General features: G+C 58.8%; 11 protein-coding genes and 1 pseudogene. 11 read left to right on the top strand and 1 reads right to left on the bottom strand.

The window, feature by feature from the left end:
• Positions 1–219: 219 nt before the first annotated feature.
• The 8 genes and pseudogenes from GT003_RS26685 to GT003_RS26650 all read left to right on the top strand — a co-directional run bounded on the left by GT003_RS26685 (position 220) and on the right by GT003_RS26650 (position 9,440).
• Entirely contained in the window at positions 220–1,161 is a 942-nt protein-coding gene (locus GT003_RS26685; protein WP_161703753.1) for a methylenetetrahydrofolate reductase, read from the top strand.
• A 56-nt stretch (positions 1,162–1,217) separates the two neighbouring features.
• Positions 1,218–1,826, top strand: a complete 609-nt coding sequence (locus GT003_RS26680; protein WP_204798987.1) for a hypothetical protein — start codon at positions 1,218–1,220, stop codon at positions 1,824–1,826.
• A gap of 211 nt (positions 1,827–2,037) precedes the next feature.
• A pseudogene (locus tag GT003_RS26675) lies at positions 2,038–3,577 on the top strand (spore germination protein).
• Positions 3,578–3,614: 37 nt separating this feature from the next.
• Complete coding sequence (locus tag GT003_RS26670) at positions 3,615–4,823, top strand: Ger(x)C family spore germination protein (protein ID WP_161703749.1); 1,209 nt, start codon at positions 3,615–3,617, stop codon at positions 4,821–4,823.
• Between the two features lies 1 nt (position 4,824).
• Positions 4,825–5,052 (top strand): hypothetical protein, encoded by a 228-nt coding sequence (locus GT003_RS26665; protein WP_161703747.1) that lies wholly within the window; start codon positions 4,825–4,827, stop codon positions 5,050–5,052.
• A gap of 26 nt (positions 5,053–5,078) precedes the next feature.
• Complete coding sequence (locus GT003_RS26660) at positions 5,079–6,176, top strand: GerAB/ArcD/ProY family transporter (RefSeq protein ID WP_161703745.1); 1,098 nt, start codon at positions 5,079–5,081, stop codon at positions 6,174–6,176.
• A 282-nt stretch (positions 6,177–6,458) separates the two neighbouring features.
• Positions 6,459–8,333: a glycoside hydrolase family protein gene (locus GT003_RS26655; RefSeq protein ID WP_161703743.1), complete on the top strand. Its 1,875-nt coding sequence runs from the start codon at positions 6,459–6,461 to the stop codon at positions 8,331–8,333.
• A 108-nt stretch (positions 8,334–8,441) separates the two neighbouring features.
• Positions 8,442–9,440, top strand: coding sequence for a type I glyceraldehyde-3-phosphate dehydrogenase (locus GT003_RS26650; protein WP_161703741.1), 999 nt, complete (start codon positions 8,442–8,444; stop codon positions 9,438–9,440).
• A 731-nt stretch (positions 9,441–10,171) separates the two neighbouring features.
• On the opposite strand, the gene GT003_RS26645 is transcribed toward GT003_RS26650, so the two are convergent.
• Positions 10,172–10,807, bottom strand: a complete 636-nt coding sequence (locus tag GT003_RS26645) for a carbohydrate-binding family 9-like protein (RefSeq protein ID WP_161703739.1) — start codon at positions 10,805–10,807, stop codon at positions 10,172–10,174.
• A 388-nt stretch (positions 10,808–11,195) separates the two neighbouring features.
• Between GT003_RS26645 and GT003_RS26640 the strand changes: the two genes are divergently transcribed.
• From GT003_RS26640 to GT003_RS26630, 3 genes are all read left to right on the top strand, one after another.
• The gene (locus GT003_RS26640; RefSeq protein WP_161703737.1) at positions 11,196–11,996 is read left to right on the top strand and encodes a ChbG/HpnK family deacetylase; all 801 of its coding nucleotides are present in this window, start codon (positions 11,196–11,198) and stop codon (positions 11,994–11,996) included.
• 35 nt (positions 11,997–12,031) lie between these two features.
• Positions 12,032–13,468: a glycosyl hydrolase family 28 protein gene (locus tag GT003_RS26635; protein ID WP_161703735.1), complete on the top strand. Its 1,437-nt coding sequence runs from the start codon at positions 12,032–12,034 to the stop codon at positions 13,466–13,468.
• A 98-nt stretch (positions 13,469–13,566) separates the two neighbouring features.
• On the top strand, positions 13,567–14,814 hold the full coding sequence (locus GT003_RS26630; RefSeq protein WP_161703733.1) for an MFS transporter: 1,248 nt from the start codon (positions 13,567–13,569) through the stop codon (positions 14,812–14,814).
• The last annotated feature ends 581 nt before the right edge of the window (positions 14,815–15,395 follow it).

The raw sequence follows: 15,395 nt of genomic DNA, 5'->3' as shown, positions 1-15,395 counted from the left end.
AAAGAGTGATGTGGTTTACAGGGGGATGCCGAAGCGCGGCTGCATCGGACTGACGCAAGGGCCGCCGGACGCCGGCGGCCTCTTTGCCCTTGGATTGTTTCATGCACGAAGGATTTACCCATGCTGTGGTCGAATTCATACGAAGGTGGCAAGTATTCCTCCCGGAGTTGTATAGTAGAGATAGACTAATGACAACACAGCAAGGATGTGACGCAAGCAATGCTGAGCGAGAAAATACGCAACCGGGAAACCGGTATTATAACCTACGGCATGACGCCGCCGAAGGAATCCCATTCGCCCGATAAGATCGCCGAGATCGCGCAGCGGCAATGCGAGCGGCTGGAGGGACTGCCGATCGACGGCTTGATCTTGTACGACGTGCAGGAGGAAAGCGACCGCGTCGATCTGGACAGGCCCTTCCCTTATCTTCGGACGGTCGAGCCCATGGCCTACAGCAGCGAATATTTAAGCCGGTTAAACGTACCCAAGATCATCTACCGCTGCGTGGGCGGGCATTCGGAGTCCGAGCTGGCGGAATGGCTGCAGGCGGATCCCGGACAGGACCGTTTCTCCGTCTTCGTCGGGGCTTCTTCCAGCAAGCAGGCGGTCAACCTTGACCTGCCGTCGGCCTATGAGCTGAGCAGGCGGATCAATCCGAAGCTGGCGTTCGGCGGCGTGGTCATTCCCGAGCGGCATGCCAAGAAGCATGACGAGCATATTCGCATCGCGGACAAAATCAGGCGCGGCTGCGGGTTCTTCATCTCGCAGGCGGCGTACAACGTCGAGGCGGCGAAGGATTTTCTGTCGGACTACTATTACTACTGCCGGGATCACGAGATCGACATGGTGCCGATCTTGATCAATCTCGCGCCCTGCGGCTCCGCCAAGACCCTCGACTTCATGAAGTGGCTCGGCATCAGCATTCCGAAGTGGCTGGAGAACGATCTGAAATATTCCAACGACGTCTTGGACAAGTCCATTACGCTGTCGCACAAGATTTTCGAGGAGATCTTCGACTTCGGGCTGGAGAAAGGCATTCCGCTCGGCTGCAGCGTAGAGAGCGTATCGACGCGGAAGGTCGAGATCGAGGCATCCGTTCAGCTCGTGCGCGATATCAAGTCGACGATCGAGAAGCGCATGCGGCCGGCAATCGCGATTTGACGCATCGGGGCGAAGGAGCAACGATGAAGCAAAGATGAAGGAAGGAGGCGTAACGGATGAAACGAATGCCTTTCGAGCGTCCTGCGGAACACTACGATGAGCGAATCTATCCGATCGACGAACGGATCTGCGAGCTGCTGGGGCAGCGGAAGGATATCGCGCGCGATGATCCGGGCTACCCGCCGTTCGCGTACATTGCGAAATGGGCCGAAGAGCACGGTCTCTTCGAGGATTATCTGAAAGCGGTATTCGGCGTCCTCGGAACGGAGCGGCATTTCAAGCCGCAGGCGGTGCCGACGGGGTTCCGCAAGCATATTCCCGTCCTTCGCTCGGCCGAGCATGGCGGCATGTTCTACGCCGTCAACGCCGTCCGGCAGTATGCCAATGCCAGCGTCGTGACGCTCCATATCGAATGGGACAGCATTGAAGAGACTTTGTCCTCGGCGGATCGGTCGCGTCTTCACTTCGAGCTCTGCGTCGGCGAGGGCTACGACTGCCGTTTCGAAAGCGGAGGGAGCCATGGCGGGAGTTCTTCGTCCTGCTACGTGGTATCGCCCCCGCTGCCGGACGACTTGTCGGGCATCGTCTTCGACTTCCGCGAACGCGCCGGCGCGTATAGGCCCGATTCGAACGACGCGGAGTTCGTCATCCGGTTGGCGGAGTAGCGGAGCGGGTACTTGCTCGGCGAATGGGCGCAATAGCTCCCCGATGATGATGGCATTCATACGAATCTAGAATGTTAGCAGAACGTTTCCAAAAGGCTGCCGGTCACGCAATCCGGCGGCTTTTTTTGCGTTGATACGCAAGCGGATCGCTGTTCGGGAACGGTTGAAACTCCTTTTCCATGGAAATAATGGTAAAAAGTAAACGTACGGGGTGGCAGCCTTGCAGCAGAACGACGAGACGACGACTACGTACGAATTGAAATCCGAGTTAGAGGATACGCTGCGCATCGTGAGAGCCAAGCTGGGGAATAGCACGGATCTTATCATTCGCAGCTTCACGGTCATAACGAATCGGCAGCCCCATGCCGCGGCGATCGTCTATATCGACGGATTGGCCAGCGTGAAGGATTTGCTGGAGTCGCTGCTTGCGGACAGCGGCGATACGCAGGCATTCCTCGAGCTCTCCGACGACAAGGAGCCCTTGCAGCTGATCTGGTCGTACATGCTCAAGATCGGCGAGCTCAAGCGGGTGCTTGATTTCGACGGGCTTTGCCATGCCGTCTTATCGGGCGATACCGTCGTTTTGCTGGACGGCTTTCGGGAGGGCATCGCGGCCAGCACGAGCGATTGGAAGGACAGGGGCGTGACGGAGCCGACGTCCCAATCGGTCGTGAGGGGACCGAGGGAAGGATTCTCCGAAGCCTTGCGCACGAATACCGCCTTGATCCGGCGCAAGATCAAAGATCCGCGCCTGTGGCTGGAAACGAGGCAGATCGGCTCGGTTACGCACACGGACGTAGCGATTATGTACATCGACGGGATCGTGGACGACAAGGTCGTGGAAGAAGTCCGCCTCCGTCTGGACCGCATCGATATCGATGCGATTCTGGAGAGCGGCTATATCGAGGAATTGATCCAAGACGAGACGTATACGCCGTTCCCGACGGTCTACAACACGGAACGCCCCGATACGGTCGCCGGCGGTCTCTTGGAGGGACGCGTGGCCATTATCGTGGACGGAACCCCCTTCGTGCTGCTCGTGCCGGCCTTATTTACCCATTTTCTGCAAACGGCGGAAGACTACTATCAACGCGCGGACATCGGGACGCTGCTTCGGATGCTCCGTTACGTCTGCACGTTCATCGCGCTGTTCGGACCTGCCGCGTATATCGCGATCACGACGTTCCACCAGGAGATGATTCCGACTTCGCTCTTGATCAACATCGTGGCGCAGCGGGAGGGCATTCCGTTCCCCGCGTTCATCGAAGCCGTTCTGATGGAGATCACGTTCGAGATCCTCCGGGAAGCCGGCGTTCGCATGCCTCGGACGGTCGGACAGGCCGTCTCGATCGTCGGGGCGCTCGTCATCGGCCAAGCGGCGGTCGACGCGGGCCTGGTCGGTCCGGCGATGGTCATCGTCGTTTCCATTACGGCAATCTCGAATTTCGTGATTCCTTCGTACAACATGGGCATATCCATTCGGATGATTCGCTTTCTGTTCATGATGCTTGCCGCGACCTTCGGGCTGTACGGCATCCTGGTCGGCACTATTATCATGGTGCTCCATTTATGCAGCCTGCGTTCGTTCGGCGTTCCGTATATGGCGCCATTCGCGCCGTTCATCCTGCAGGATCAGAAGGACAACATCTTCCGCCTGCCCCAATGGACGTTCCTGACGCGCCAGCACATGATCAGTCCCGAATAACCGGAAACGGCAAAAGAAGCGCCCTCCGCGCAAGCCCGCACCATAGAAGCAGTTCACAGATTCGGAAAGGCGATGATCAAGTCATGCTGCTGCGCAAATGGCTGCTGTCCGTGCTTCTTATCCTGACGGCCGCGGCGTTGACCGGCTGTTGGAACCGCAAGGAGCTCAACGAGATCTCCATCGCGACGGCCTTCGGCTTCGATAAGGACAGCGAACAGTACAACGTGTCGGTTCAGCTGATCAACGCGACGGAGATTTCCGCTTCGAACAGCGGCGGCGGACGGGTGCCCGTCATTACGGTGCAGAAATCCAAGGGACGCACGATATTTGAATCGGTCCGGGCGATGACCACGACGACGCCCAGAAAGATCTACTCGTCCCATTTGCGCATCCTCGTCATCGGGGAGGATTTGGCGCGGGAAGGCATCGGAAAGGTGCTGGACTCCCTCTCCCGCGACCACGAATTGCGGACGGATTTCTACATCATCGTAGCCAAGGGCGGATCCGCGAGCGACGTGTTGAAGATCTTGACGCCGCTCGAGAAGCTCCCGACCGACAAAATGTTCTCCTCGCTCAAGGCCTCCCAGAAAAGCTGGGGCGTGACGGCCAAGGTCGACCTGCACCAGCTGATCTATGATTTGGTCGACCAAGGCAAGGATCCCGTGCTCTCCGGCATTCGAATCATCGGCGACGTCAAGGAGGGCGAGTCCAGGGCCAATCTGAGCAGCGCGAGTCCGGGAACGATGCTCAAGTACGAGAGCCTTGCCGTGTTCCGCAAAGACAAGCTCGCCGGGTGGCTGAATGCCAGGCAAAGCAAAGGCTACAATTATATCCGGGGGAACATCAGCAGCACGATCATCCGTCTTCCGTGTCCGAAAGGCGACGATCTGGCTGTTGAGTTGATTCACGCCAGCCACAAAATCAAAGCGAAAATCGTGAACGGAAAGCCTGAAATTCAAGTGACCGTCAGAGCGGAAGGGAATGTCGGGGAGGTGGAGTGCGCCATGGATCTAGGCACGAACGAAGCGATCGCGCTGCTGGAGAAAGAATTGAACGGCGAAATCAAGGCGACCATGGAATCGGCAATCGCGCGGGCCAAGGGGTACAAAGCGGATATCTTCGGATTCGGAGATGCCGTTCACCGGGCGGATTACAGACTCTGGAATCGTCTCAAGGACCATTGGACGGACGAGTTCGTCCGGCTTCCCGTGCATATCACCGTCAAAGCCGATATCAGGCGCACCGGTTCGGTCGTCGAGTCCTTCCTGGAACGAATGGAGGAGGAAGAATAAGGTGGCATGGATCGTGCTGGTTCTCTCCGTTATTGCCGTGGTGTACGAATATCCGCGGCTCAGGCGCGCCAAGCAGTTCAAGGAGCTGTGGCTGTTCATGATCCTGCTGGCGGTAGGCGTGCTGCTCAGCGTCGCCGAAGAGCTGCATCTGCCGATCCCCGACCCGTTGAACTGGCTGACCGCCATCTACAAGCCGATGAGCAGAATCGTTCTATCCGCTCTGAATTAATCCCGCGAAAGAAGGACGTACCGACGATGGGCGAGATCGAGAAAGGCAAAATCAACCCGCGGCAATTTTCGGTGCTGACGCTGTTGTTTTCATTGGGGAGCAGCATCCTGATCGTGCCGTCCGCGCTGACCTCCATCGCCAAGCAGGACGGCTGGCTCGCCGCCATCGCCGGGGTTGCGGGCGGCATGCTGCTCCTGCTCCTCTATCACGCACTCGGCTCGAGATACCCGGGTCAGTCGCTGATCCAGTATTCGGAGACGATCCTCGGGCGATGGCTGGGCAAGCTTGCGGCCGTGCTCTTCCTGGGGTATTTTTTTCTGTTATCGGCTTTGGTGCTTCGAAACGTAGGCGACTTTATTACGACGATCGTCATGCCGGAGACGCCGATTCAAGTGGTGCATACCTTGTTCCTGCTGGCCATCGTCATCGGCGTGGGGCTGGGCTTGGAAGTGATCGCGCGCTCGTCGGAGATTTTCCTGCCATGCATTGTCCTGTTGATCGTCGTGCTCATCGTATTTCTGATCCCGCAGATTCAATTCGACCGCATTGAGCCCGTATTCGAAACCGGCGCGAAAGGCATCATCCATGGCAGCCTGTCGGTGCTCAGCATCCCCTACTTGGAGCTCGTCGTCTTCCTTATGATCTTCCCTTACGTCAATCGTCCGAACAAGATTCGCCCGGCTTTCATGAAAGGCGCGGTGCTTGGCGGTCTGGTCATCGTCGTCGTGACGATGTTCTGCGTGTTCGTCCTCGGCTGGGACTTCACGGCCCGCCATACGTTCCCGAGCTATACGCTGGCCAAGAAGATCCAAGTCGGCGAGTTTCTGCAGCGGATCGAGGTTCTCGTGGCGGTCATTTGGTTTCTGACGATATTCTACAAGCTGGCCATTTGCTTCTATGCCTCGATGCTGGGGATGGCCCAGCTGTTCCGCATGCGCACGTACCGGCCGTTAATCGTGCCGAGCGGCATCATTCTCTGCGTGCTCTCCATCGTCGTCTACCCGAATATCGTGTATTTCAGAGTGTTCGCGGCCGAGATTTGGCCGTTCTACGCGCTTACGATGGGATTCGCCCTGCCAGGCCTGCTGCTGACGGTGTCCGTGTTGAAGTCGGCGTTCAAGTAGCGTCCGGAAGACCGGCTGTTCCCGATCAAGGGGAGTCTGGCTGGAGACGGATCCGAGGGCGCCGGCCTGGGCGAACCGAACCGACAGGCGCGAACGGCGCAGCTGATGAAAGGCCTTGCTCCCGATAGGGAGCGGGGCCTTTTTCGGTCTCCGGCCGTTGTTCCGCGATCTTGTGCGGGCGGGCCGCGATGCATTGCTTTTCTATACTTGATCTACTATGATCTGTATATCTTTTCCCCCGCTGCTGGGCCAATAATCGAAGAAGAACGGAGTGTCGTTGTCATGAGCCAACCATCGAAGGCAAGCGAGCCATCGCAGCTAAGCCGACAATCGCAAACGGCGCCAGCGCTTATCGCCCGGCAGGGCGAAGAGGCCTTAACGCTCGACTGGGGACGCGTGCAGCAATTTTCGGCAGCGTTCGAAACCGCCGGCGTGCCGGAAGGCGAACTGGTCGTCATCGGATCGTCGTCGGCCGTTCCCGGCGTACGTATCTACGTCGGAACTACGACTGATATGAAAGCGCTATCCTTGATCGCGGAGATCTATACGGATGCCAGGGAGCAGCCGCTTTCGCTGTCTATTCCGTGGGCGCGGCTTGGAGACGGCGAGCACCGGGTACTGCTGCAATATGCCGGCTGCGCGGTACGGTTATACGTGGACGGCATCCTCGTGGACGAGGACTGGCCGATGGGCGCAGTCAACCTCGACGGGGCTGCGGTGCATCTGAAGGGTGCCGTCAGCGCTGCCCTCTGGAAGGAAGCAGTCAAGCCTGAGGAGGGCAGGGCGGATCTAGTGGACCGGTACTTGGGCGAGGAACCGGCTACCGTGCAATATTGGCGGCCGCGCGGATTCAATACGGGCGTCGGCGACTGCATGCCGTATTTCGACGGAACGACGTTCCGGCTCTATTATCTCTACGACCGCCGCGGGCATGCCAGCAAATGGGGTCTCGGCGCGCATCAATGGGCGCAGATCGCGACGAAGGATTTTCGGAATTGGGAGCATCATCCCATCGCGGTCGGCATTACGGATCCAGGCGAAGGCTCGATTTGCACCGGTTCCGTATTTCTGAAGGACGGCCTCTATTATGCATTCTACGCCGTTCGCGCGGTCGACGGTTCTCCGGCTCGCCTCACCTACGCGGTCAGCGAAGACGGTATCCGGTTCGAGAAGACCGAAGCCGACATCAAGCTGCCGGATCGCTACACGCTTGCTTCCGTGCGGGACCCGCATGTGTTTGAAGATGCTCACGGAACCTACCATATGCTCGTTACGACGAGCCTTGCGGATCGGATAAAGCCGAAGGGCTGCCTCGTGCACCTCGTGTCTGGCAACCTGACCGACTGGGAGGAAGCGGGGCCGTTCATCGTTCCCGGCTATCACGACGAGCCGGAATGCTCGGATTTCTTCGAATGGAACGGCTGGCATTATCTTCTCTTCAGCAACGACGGGCTGGCCCGCTACCGCTATGCCCGCACGATGGAAGGGCCTTGGCTGCGCCCGGAGATGGACGTGCTCGACTGCGTGCAGTGGCGCGTGCCCAAGACGGCACCGTTCCCGGAGGGCAGGCGCATCGCCGCGGGCTTCCTGTCGTCGCCCGGCGTGTACGCCGGAGAGCTTGTATTCCGCGAGCTGGTACAGCATCCGAACGGAACGCTTGGACTGGCATTCGTGCCGGAGCTGAGAGAAACGGCCGGGCCGGAGCAAACATATGAAGCCGTAACGCTGGAGGACTTCAATGGCTTCCTCTCTCGCGGTATCGGGGCGTTCGGGCCGGATTACGTGCTGACCTTCGACGTCACGCCGCATTATCCGAATATGTACGTCGGCTTCTCCGTCTCCGGGTCGGACGACTTCGCGGACGGTTATGATGTCCGGTTCGAGCCGTCGGCCCGCGAGGCCGGCGTCCATCGCATTCATGCGCGTTCGCTGCAGGAGGACGAATCGTCGTCGATTTATCGGGTGTCCGGTTTGACGGAGACCTTCTCTGTCGAAGCGGTCGTCAAGAAGGGCTGGATCGACCTATGCGTGGGCGGCAGCCGGACGCTGATCTCCAGAATCGAAGGGGAGGGCGGCCATCTGCGATTATTTGCCCAGTTCGGCTCGGCGACGTTCGCTAATCTTGTCGTGCGGAAAGCATTGGTAACGTTTACGTAAACTTTATCGGTTATAAATGGATAAATATGGAATATACCAGTAGACTTGCCTCCAAAAGTGGCGTACACTATCCCCGTCGTCACTTCATTTGCTTAGGAGGCTGAAAGTATGGGAAACATCGCGATTTTCGGATTTGGACGCATCGGCAGGCAGCTGCTGCGCGTCGCGTTGCAAGAGGAGCTTTTCGTGCCTTATTCCATTTCGGATATCAAGGACGAGGCCACGTTGGCCGCATTGTTCGAGGTGGATACCAACTATAAGCGTTGGCATGAGGACGTTGCTTCCCGGGAGGGCGCGATGGTCATCGGCGGACGCGAGATTCGCTACATCAACTCGTCGAGCGAAGTACCGGACTGGGGCGCGCTCGGCGTAGAGCTCGTCATCGATTGCACGGGCAGAGCCGTCACCCGCGGAGTCGCGCAGGTTCATCTCGACCGCGGCGCGAAGCGCGTGCTGGTCAGCGGACCGAGCAAGTCGCTGGACGACTGCGATGCGGTCCTGCTGAAAGGAATTAACCTGGACAGCTTCGACCCCGAGAAGCACCGGATTATCAGCATGGCAAGCTGCACCACCAATGCATTGGCGCCGGTCGTCAAACTGGTGAGGGAGAATTTCGGCATCCAGTACGGCCTCTTCTCCACGATCCATTCCTATACCAATACCCAGTCGCTGACGGATCAGCCGATGAGGGACCGCCGGGATTCATGGGCAGCCGCCGAGAATATTATTCCTTCCTCGTCGGGCGCGGCCAAGGCGCTGAAGTTTATCTGGAACGACCTGCAGATTACGGGCAGAGCATACCGCATTCCGACACGCACCGGCAGTATCGCCGAGCTGAACCTGATCACGGAGAAGCCGACTTCCGTGCAGGAGATCAATGACATGTTCCGGGCAGCCGCCAAAGAAGGCGAACTGAAGGGCGTGTTGGATGTTCTCGAAGGCGAATGGGCTTCTTCGCGGATCGTCGGCGATTCGCATTCCTCGATCATCGACCTGCCGCTTACCCAAGTGCAGGGCGGGCTTCTGTCCATCGCGGCCTGGTACGACAACGAATGGGGCTATGCTTCGCGGTTGGCCGAGGTTGCTGCGTATTTGGCTAAGGCTTAAGGTTTTAAACTTGGATCAAGGCTTCCGAGCAAACAGCTTCCGAGCAAAAAAGCATCCGAGCAAACAGCTTCCGAGCAAACATGCTCGGAGGCTTTTTTTATGCGTGCGAATTAGTTGATCAACACGCAATGCTGCCATCGGCAGGTGCATTTGCGGAATGTAAAATTGTGGCCCGGGATGCTGAGGACAACCAAGGATTTATGAGGACTGAAGAGGACTGAAGAGGACTGCGAGGATTGCTGCGGACTACTACTGCTTACTGCGGAGGGCTGCGAGGGGCTCGCTATGTGAGTTTTATGTACGTTCTACAACAATTCCAGTATGGATTGCGACGTTGAAGGGGTTTTGTTGTACGAAATACATAAATTTTTGCGAAAAGTGGGCTTTCTTGCCCGTATTTGATCGGATTGTTGCATTTCATGCATAAATCCCGATTTTATAGCAAATTATGGGATGATTTGTTTGCAGATTGTGCAAGTTTCTTCAATGACTCAAGGTAATCCAACAAAGATGAGCAAGGTGACCATGGTTGGTGTGAGATGAACTGGCGAGTGTTAGCCATGCATAAAGGCCGATTGAAATGTGCGGTTGCCGCTGCCGGACGCTATTCTATAGCGTTTCAAGCTACCGCAAGATGAAGAGGACCGCAGACGAGACAGTCCTCGCTTCGGTCCTCTTCTCATACAAGGCGTTAGTCGCCCCTATATTGCAGCTTCGTTTCCGAGCAATTCCTATTCCTCCGTAAACCGCAGCCCGCCGAACGACAGCGGTTTGTGGAATTGAGGCTCGCCGGGCGGCGACCAGGCGGAGAACTCGATCGAGCCGTCGCGCGGCCGGTCGATCCGGTACAGGTTGAACCGCCATTCGTCCCCGGGGAGGGGCGGGCAGTGCTGCGCGGTGACGAATTCCGTTAACGGGATGGCCAACTCCGCCGTCCACGCCGAACGTTCCGTGTCGTGACGCACGGCCGTGACGAGGTTCATTTCCGTTCTGGCATACGTCAGGATTCGGCCGCGCAGCGGGTTGTGAACGGAATAGTGAAGACAGGCGTTCAGCGGATTCAGCTCGATCTCGATATACGTGCGGGGGTCGCCGTCATCGTCGATGAAGATCTCGACGACTTCTTCCTCGTACAGCTTGTCGTTGAATCCCTGCATCGTCGCGCGCACGTAGTCGTCCTGGCATTCGAAGGCGACGTAGAGGTAGCGGTCGTTCCAAAGCAGCTTCGCTTCGGTACGTTGAATCGGGGACGCTCCCGTCGCCGCGTCCGTCAGCTGTACCCGCTCGGCCAGCTGCCACTCGGCTTTGTCGAGATCTCCGTCGATTTGCAGATCGGCGTTTATTTTACGGCATGAATAATGGGGCATGCTTGCAGCTCCTCTCGAATGCATAACCGGTAATCGTAAAAATCGATTTGAGCATATCGCTCGCCGATTGCGGCGTCAAGGGTTGTTTTGGGCGCAGCTAACTCGGCGGTTTGTTGCGGGAGGTTTCGGATTGGCGAAGAGCGCGTTCGGCAATAGCGTTGGCGCCCCAAAGCTGCGGACGGGAATCCCCCCGCATCGGACAGCTTTCTCTCCCTTTCGGCGGAATGACCGCCGTATAATTGGGAGGGACCTACCTTGGACAGACCCAAGCTGCCGCGACAGCCTAGCCGCAATAGATTCCCATAATAGGCAGCCGTGGCGATGACAAGGCACTCGCAGTCTCATTCTCATATCAACCCATCCATGTATGTATAGGGAGGATCCGAAAATGAATCCGACGCACGATAGGATACGGCTCATTACGAGAGCCGATGATGCCGGCAGCGCCCGGACCGCGGACCGCGCCATTCTGGAGACGGTCGAGCATGGCATCGTCCGCAACGTCTCGCTCATGGCCGTCGGGCCGAGCATCGCGCACGCGGCGGAATTACTGGCTGGCAGGAAAGACGTCTGCTTCGGCATCCATGCCACCTTGAACGCGGAATGGAGCGGCGTCCGCTGGGGCCCCGTCTCGCCGGCTCGCAATGTTCCATCGCTGGCGGAACCGGACAGCGGCTTCTTCAAGCCTTCGCCGCAGGCATTCCTCCAGCATCCCCCGGCTATAGAGGAAGTGCTGACCGAGCTGCAAGCGCAGCTTGACCGGGTCAGAGGCCTCGGATTCGAGATCGGCTACGCGGATACGCATATGGTGTTCGAATGGGCGATGCCGCAGATCGAGGAGCCGTTCGACCGGTGGTGCGAGCGCGAAGGCATCCGCAGCTACAAACGGTACAGCCGGCAGCTGCCCCAAGCGGCAAGCGCGGACAGCGAGGAGCTGCAGCGGCGCGACCCTGTCGCCGCGCTCGTCGCGCGGCTGGAGAATGCCACGCCCGGCCAGTATCTGATCGTCGGCCATCCCGGCGGCGACGACGCGGAGATGCGCCTGCTGGGCTCGCCGGACTATCCGTCCGTACGGGTCGTGGCGGACCGGATCGCCGAGCGCCTGCTCTTTACGCATGCGGACGTGCTCGCCTGCTGCGAGAGGCTCGGCATCCTGCCGATTCGGTACGATGAGGCGCTGCCTCTCTGAAGCGGAACAGATCGACTAAGAAGGAAGTGAGCCTAATGAGCAGCCTGAATGACCGTACGAACACGACGCAATCTGATACAACGCAATCGAACATGGAGCAATCGAACACGGTGCAATCGAACATGACGCAATCAAACACGAACCATTCGAACGCGTTGCTTCCGAATGCGATGCATACGAAGGATTGGAAGCGTTCGGCCGACTACCGCGTCTATGCGGATGGCAGCGAAACGCTCGTTCATTACGGCGAAGGAACGAGCTTCGCGATTATCGTCTGCCCGGCAGACCGTCCGGAGCTTAGCATCGAGGTGGAAGCGGCCGCCTCGTTCGATAGCGCTGTCGTTCGTCCGCTGAGCGCGGGCATCACGCCTGCCGCAGCCGGCGGCAGGCTCCGGTTCGGCGTCAGGGCCGGCCACAGGCTGAGCGTGGAGCTGGACGGCAATACGAACCGCCCGCTGCTGCTCTTCGTGCAGGTAGAGGACTCGGACAAGCCGGACGCGAACGACCCGCTCGTTCGGTATTTTGGCGGCGGGAGGGTCCATGATGCCGGGGAAATCGCGCTGCGCCCGAACGAAACGGTATACATCGAGGAAGGCGCGGTCGTCCGCGGGACGATCACGGCGGAAGGCGCATCCGGCATTACGGTTCGGGGCAGGGGCGTTCTTGACGGCTCCGGATGGAGAGGCACAAGAATTTCGGAGGATGCACGGCGCAACATGATGAAGTTCGTTGCCTGCGAGCGCGTTACGCTGGAGGGCATTACGGTACTGGATGGCGACAGCTGGCATGTGATTCCGATCGCCTGCCGCGACGTCAAGATTAACGGCCTTAACATCATCACGTTCGAAGGCACGGGCGACGGCATCGACATCGTCGGCAGCGAGGACGTGACGGTGAGCGGCTGCTTCATCCGGGCCAACGACGACTGCATTGCGGTCAAAGCCGTCGATTATCAACACCCGGCGGGCTGCAAGGACGTCCGGAACGTACATGTCTCGGGCTGCGTCCTGTGGAACGCCGCATGGGGCAACGCCATCGAGATCGGCTACGAAACCCGGTGCGAGACGATCGAGCATATCGTCTTCGAGGACTGCGACATCATCCGCAGCGAATTCGAAGGCTGGCAGTCCGGCGGCACGTTCACGATTCATAACGGAGACCGGGCCGTCGTCCGGAACGTACGGTACGACAATATTCGTATCGAAGACTCGCAGGAAAAGCTGGTCGATATCAAAGTGCTGCATTCCAAATATTCGAAGGACGCCGAGCGTGGATACGTCCGCGATATCCGCTTCAACAGCATTCATATCGTGGACGGACCATTCCCGGTCTCCATCATCCGCGGCTTCGACGAGGCGCATCTCATCGAGGATGTTTCCTTCTCGAACCTGACCGCCTTCGGGCAGCGGCTTCACAGCGCGAACGAGGCGCGAATGGTCGTCGAGCTCGCCAGGCGAATCACGTTCGAATAGCTGCCTGCATTGACAAAACCGACCAATGAATGGAATATGAAGAGGGCTCCCGGAACGGTCCGGGGGCCCAAATTCAATTTAACGAGGCTAAACTAACGATGCGCAAAATCAAACTTTCGCTCAACGACATGCTCTTGCTGCTCGTCGTCTTCGGCGGCTTCCTCGTCTTCGGCTTCTCCGAGAATATCAAGGGGCCGGCCATTCCCCGCATGCAGGCGGATTTTCATCTGGACGAGGGACAGCTCGGCCTGCTGCTGGCACTTAATTCGCTCGGCTATCTCGTTGCCTGCTCGTTCACGTCTGCTTTGTCCAGACGGATCGGCATCAAATGGACGGGAGTCGCGGCATTCGGATCGATGGCGATCTCCGGTGTTCTGATGCACGTCGCTTCCGGGTACGGCGCGCTGTCGGCCTCTTATTTCCTCATGTACATCGGGAACGGCATGCTGGAGATCGGGCTTGCCATCATGGCCGCGCGGATCTTCACCCGCAACACGGGGACGATGATGAACGTGGCGCATTTCTTCTACGGGCTCAGTTCCATCGTCGCGCCGCTCATCGCCGCGTCCATGATGGGCTGGCATGCGCCGGGCGGCGGCGAATTGGGCTGGCGCGGCATGTATCTGATCATGCTGTCGCTTGCCGTGCTGCCGATTCTCCCCTCGCTGTGGGGCAAGTTTCCGGAGGAGGAGCTGCAGACGTCGGAGGCTCAGGCATCGTACCATGCGCTGCTGCGCGATCCAATCGCCTGGCTGATCGTCGCGATCCTCTCGTTCGGCGTCATCTCGGAGCTTGCGGTAGGCAGCTGGCTGGTTAATTTTCTGGAAAAAGCGTACGGCTGGAGCATGGGCGATGCGTCCGGCATGCTGTCCGTCTTCTTCCTCTTCTTCACGCTGGCGCGGCTGTTCCTCGGCCCCGTAACGGACCGGATCGGCTATACGCTGTCGGTGATGATCTTCTCCGCTTTCTCCGGGCTTTGCAGCCTGGCTGCGGTGCTGATCGGGGAGTCGGGCGCGATTCTGTTCGCGATCGCCGGCGCCGGCATCGCGCCGATCTATCCGACCGTCATGGCGATGGTCGCGAAGCGATATCCGCGCGGGACGGATACGGCGATCACGTTCACCGTAACGTTGATGGGCATCGCCAGCGTGCTGGGCAATCTCTTCATCGGGTATATCATCGAGTTCGTCCGCGGCATGTTCGACGATAGCGAAGGGGGTTCGGCTCCCGGTCAGCTCATCGGCCTGCAGGCGGGGTATGTCTTCATTGCCGGCATGGCCCTCCTTTGCTCGGTCTGCTGCATCATGCTGTACGCCGTGCTCCGCAGACGGGGCGAAACGGTATGAGGGAGGATCGGTTCTAGCGGCGCGCATCGCCGCAGGGATTGGAATGTGTAGGTCGCCGAAAAACCGGCGGCCTCTTTTTATTGCGGAGCAAGGTGCGACGGCCGCGGGCATCCTTGAGGGCAGGCGGACTTGCGAACGCGGCCGATTGCCTCGGCATCGGCAAGCGTCTCGCAACCGCCGCGGACCGCACTAGCAGCTGTGATAGTCTGGCGAACACAGGCGAACACAGGCGGACACAGCCGGACGCATCGGCATGGGCGAAGGTCTCGCAATGGCCGCGGACCGGACGAGCAGCTGTGAAAGTCTGGTGAAAAAAGACGGACACAGCGGGACGCATCCGCATGAGCGAGGGTCTCTCCTCGGCGTATGTACCAGACTATCCGGCGCGGAGGATAGCGGCAGCTGCGTGTACGGCCTCACTTATTTTTGAAATGCCATCCCTTGGCGTTCGAGCTAACTATTTGATGCGGGGAACGGCGGTAGCACATGCGCGGTTCGGCAAACTCGGCATTGCCGCAGCTGCACTTCGCGGGTAGTGTTCGAAGAGGGATATCCCGTCTCGCAAAAACACTTGTAGATAA

It is taken from the genome of Paenibacillus sacheonensis (assembly GCF_009909195.1).
Taxonomy (GTDB): domain Bacteria; phylum Bacillota; class Bacilli; order Paenibacillales; family Paenibacillaceae; genus Paenibacillus_Z; species Paenibacillus_Z sacheonensis.
This window is presented reverse-complemented; position numbering and strand designations above follow the sequence as displayed.

Excerpts from the sequence above, each read along its gene's own strand:
- GT003_RS26685 (WP_161703753.1), top strand. The coding sequence starts at position 220 with ATGCTGAGCGAGAAAATACGCAACCGGGAAACCGGTATTATAACCTAC.
- GT003_RS26680 (WP_204798987.1), top strand. The coding sequence starts at position 1,218 with ATGAAACGAATGCCTTTCGAGCGTCCTGCGGAACACTACGATGAGCGA.
- GT003_RS26670 (WP_161703749.1), top strand. The coding sequence starts at position 3,615 with ATGCTGCTGCGCAAATGGCTGCTGTCCGTGCTTCTTATCCTGACGGCC.
- GT003_RS26660 (WP_161703745.1), top strand. The coding sequence starts at position 5,079 with ATGGGCGAGATCGAGAAAGGCAAAATCAACCCGCGGCAATTTTCGGTG.
- GT003_RS26655 (WP_161703743.1), top strand. The coding sequence starts at position 6,459 with ATGAGCCAACCATCGAAGGCAAGCGAGCCATCGCAGCTAAGCCGACAA.
- GT003_RS26650 (WP_161703741.1), top strand. The coding sequence starts at position 8,442 with ATGGGAAACATCGCGATTTTCGGATTTGGACGCATCGGCAGGCAGCTG.
- GT003_RS26645 (WP_161703739.1), bottom strand. The coding sequence starts at position 10,807 with ATGCCCCATTATTCATGCCGTAAAATAAACGCCGATCTGCAAATCGAC.
- GT003_RS26640 (WP_161703737.1), top strand. The coding sequence starts at position 11,196 with ATGAATCCGACGCACGATAGGATACGGCTCATTACGAGAGCCGATGAT.
- GT003_RS26635 (WP_161703735.1), top strand. The coding sequence starts at position 12,032 with ATGAGCAGCCTGAATGACCGTACGAACACGACGCAATCTGATACAACG.
- GT003_RS26630 (WP_161703733.1), top strand. The coding sequence starts at position 13,567 with ATGCGCAAAATCAAACTTTCGCTCAACGACATGCTCTTGCTGCTCGTC.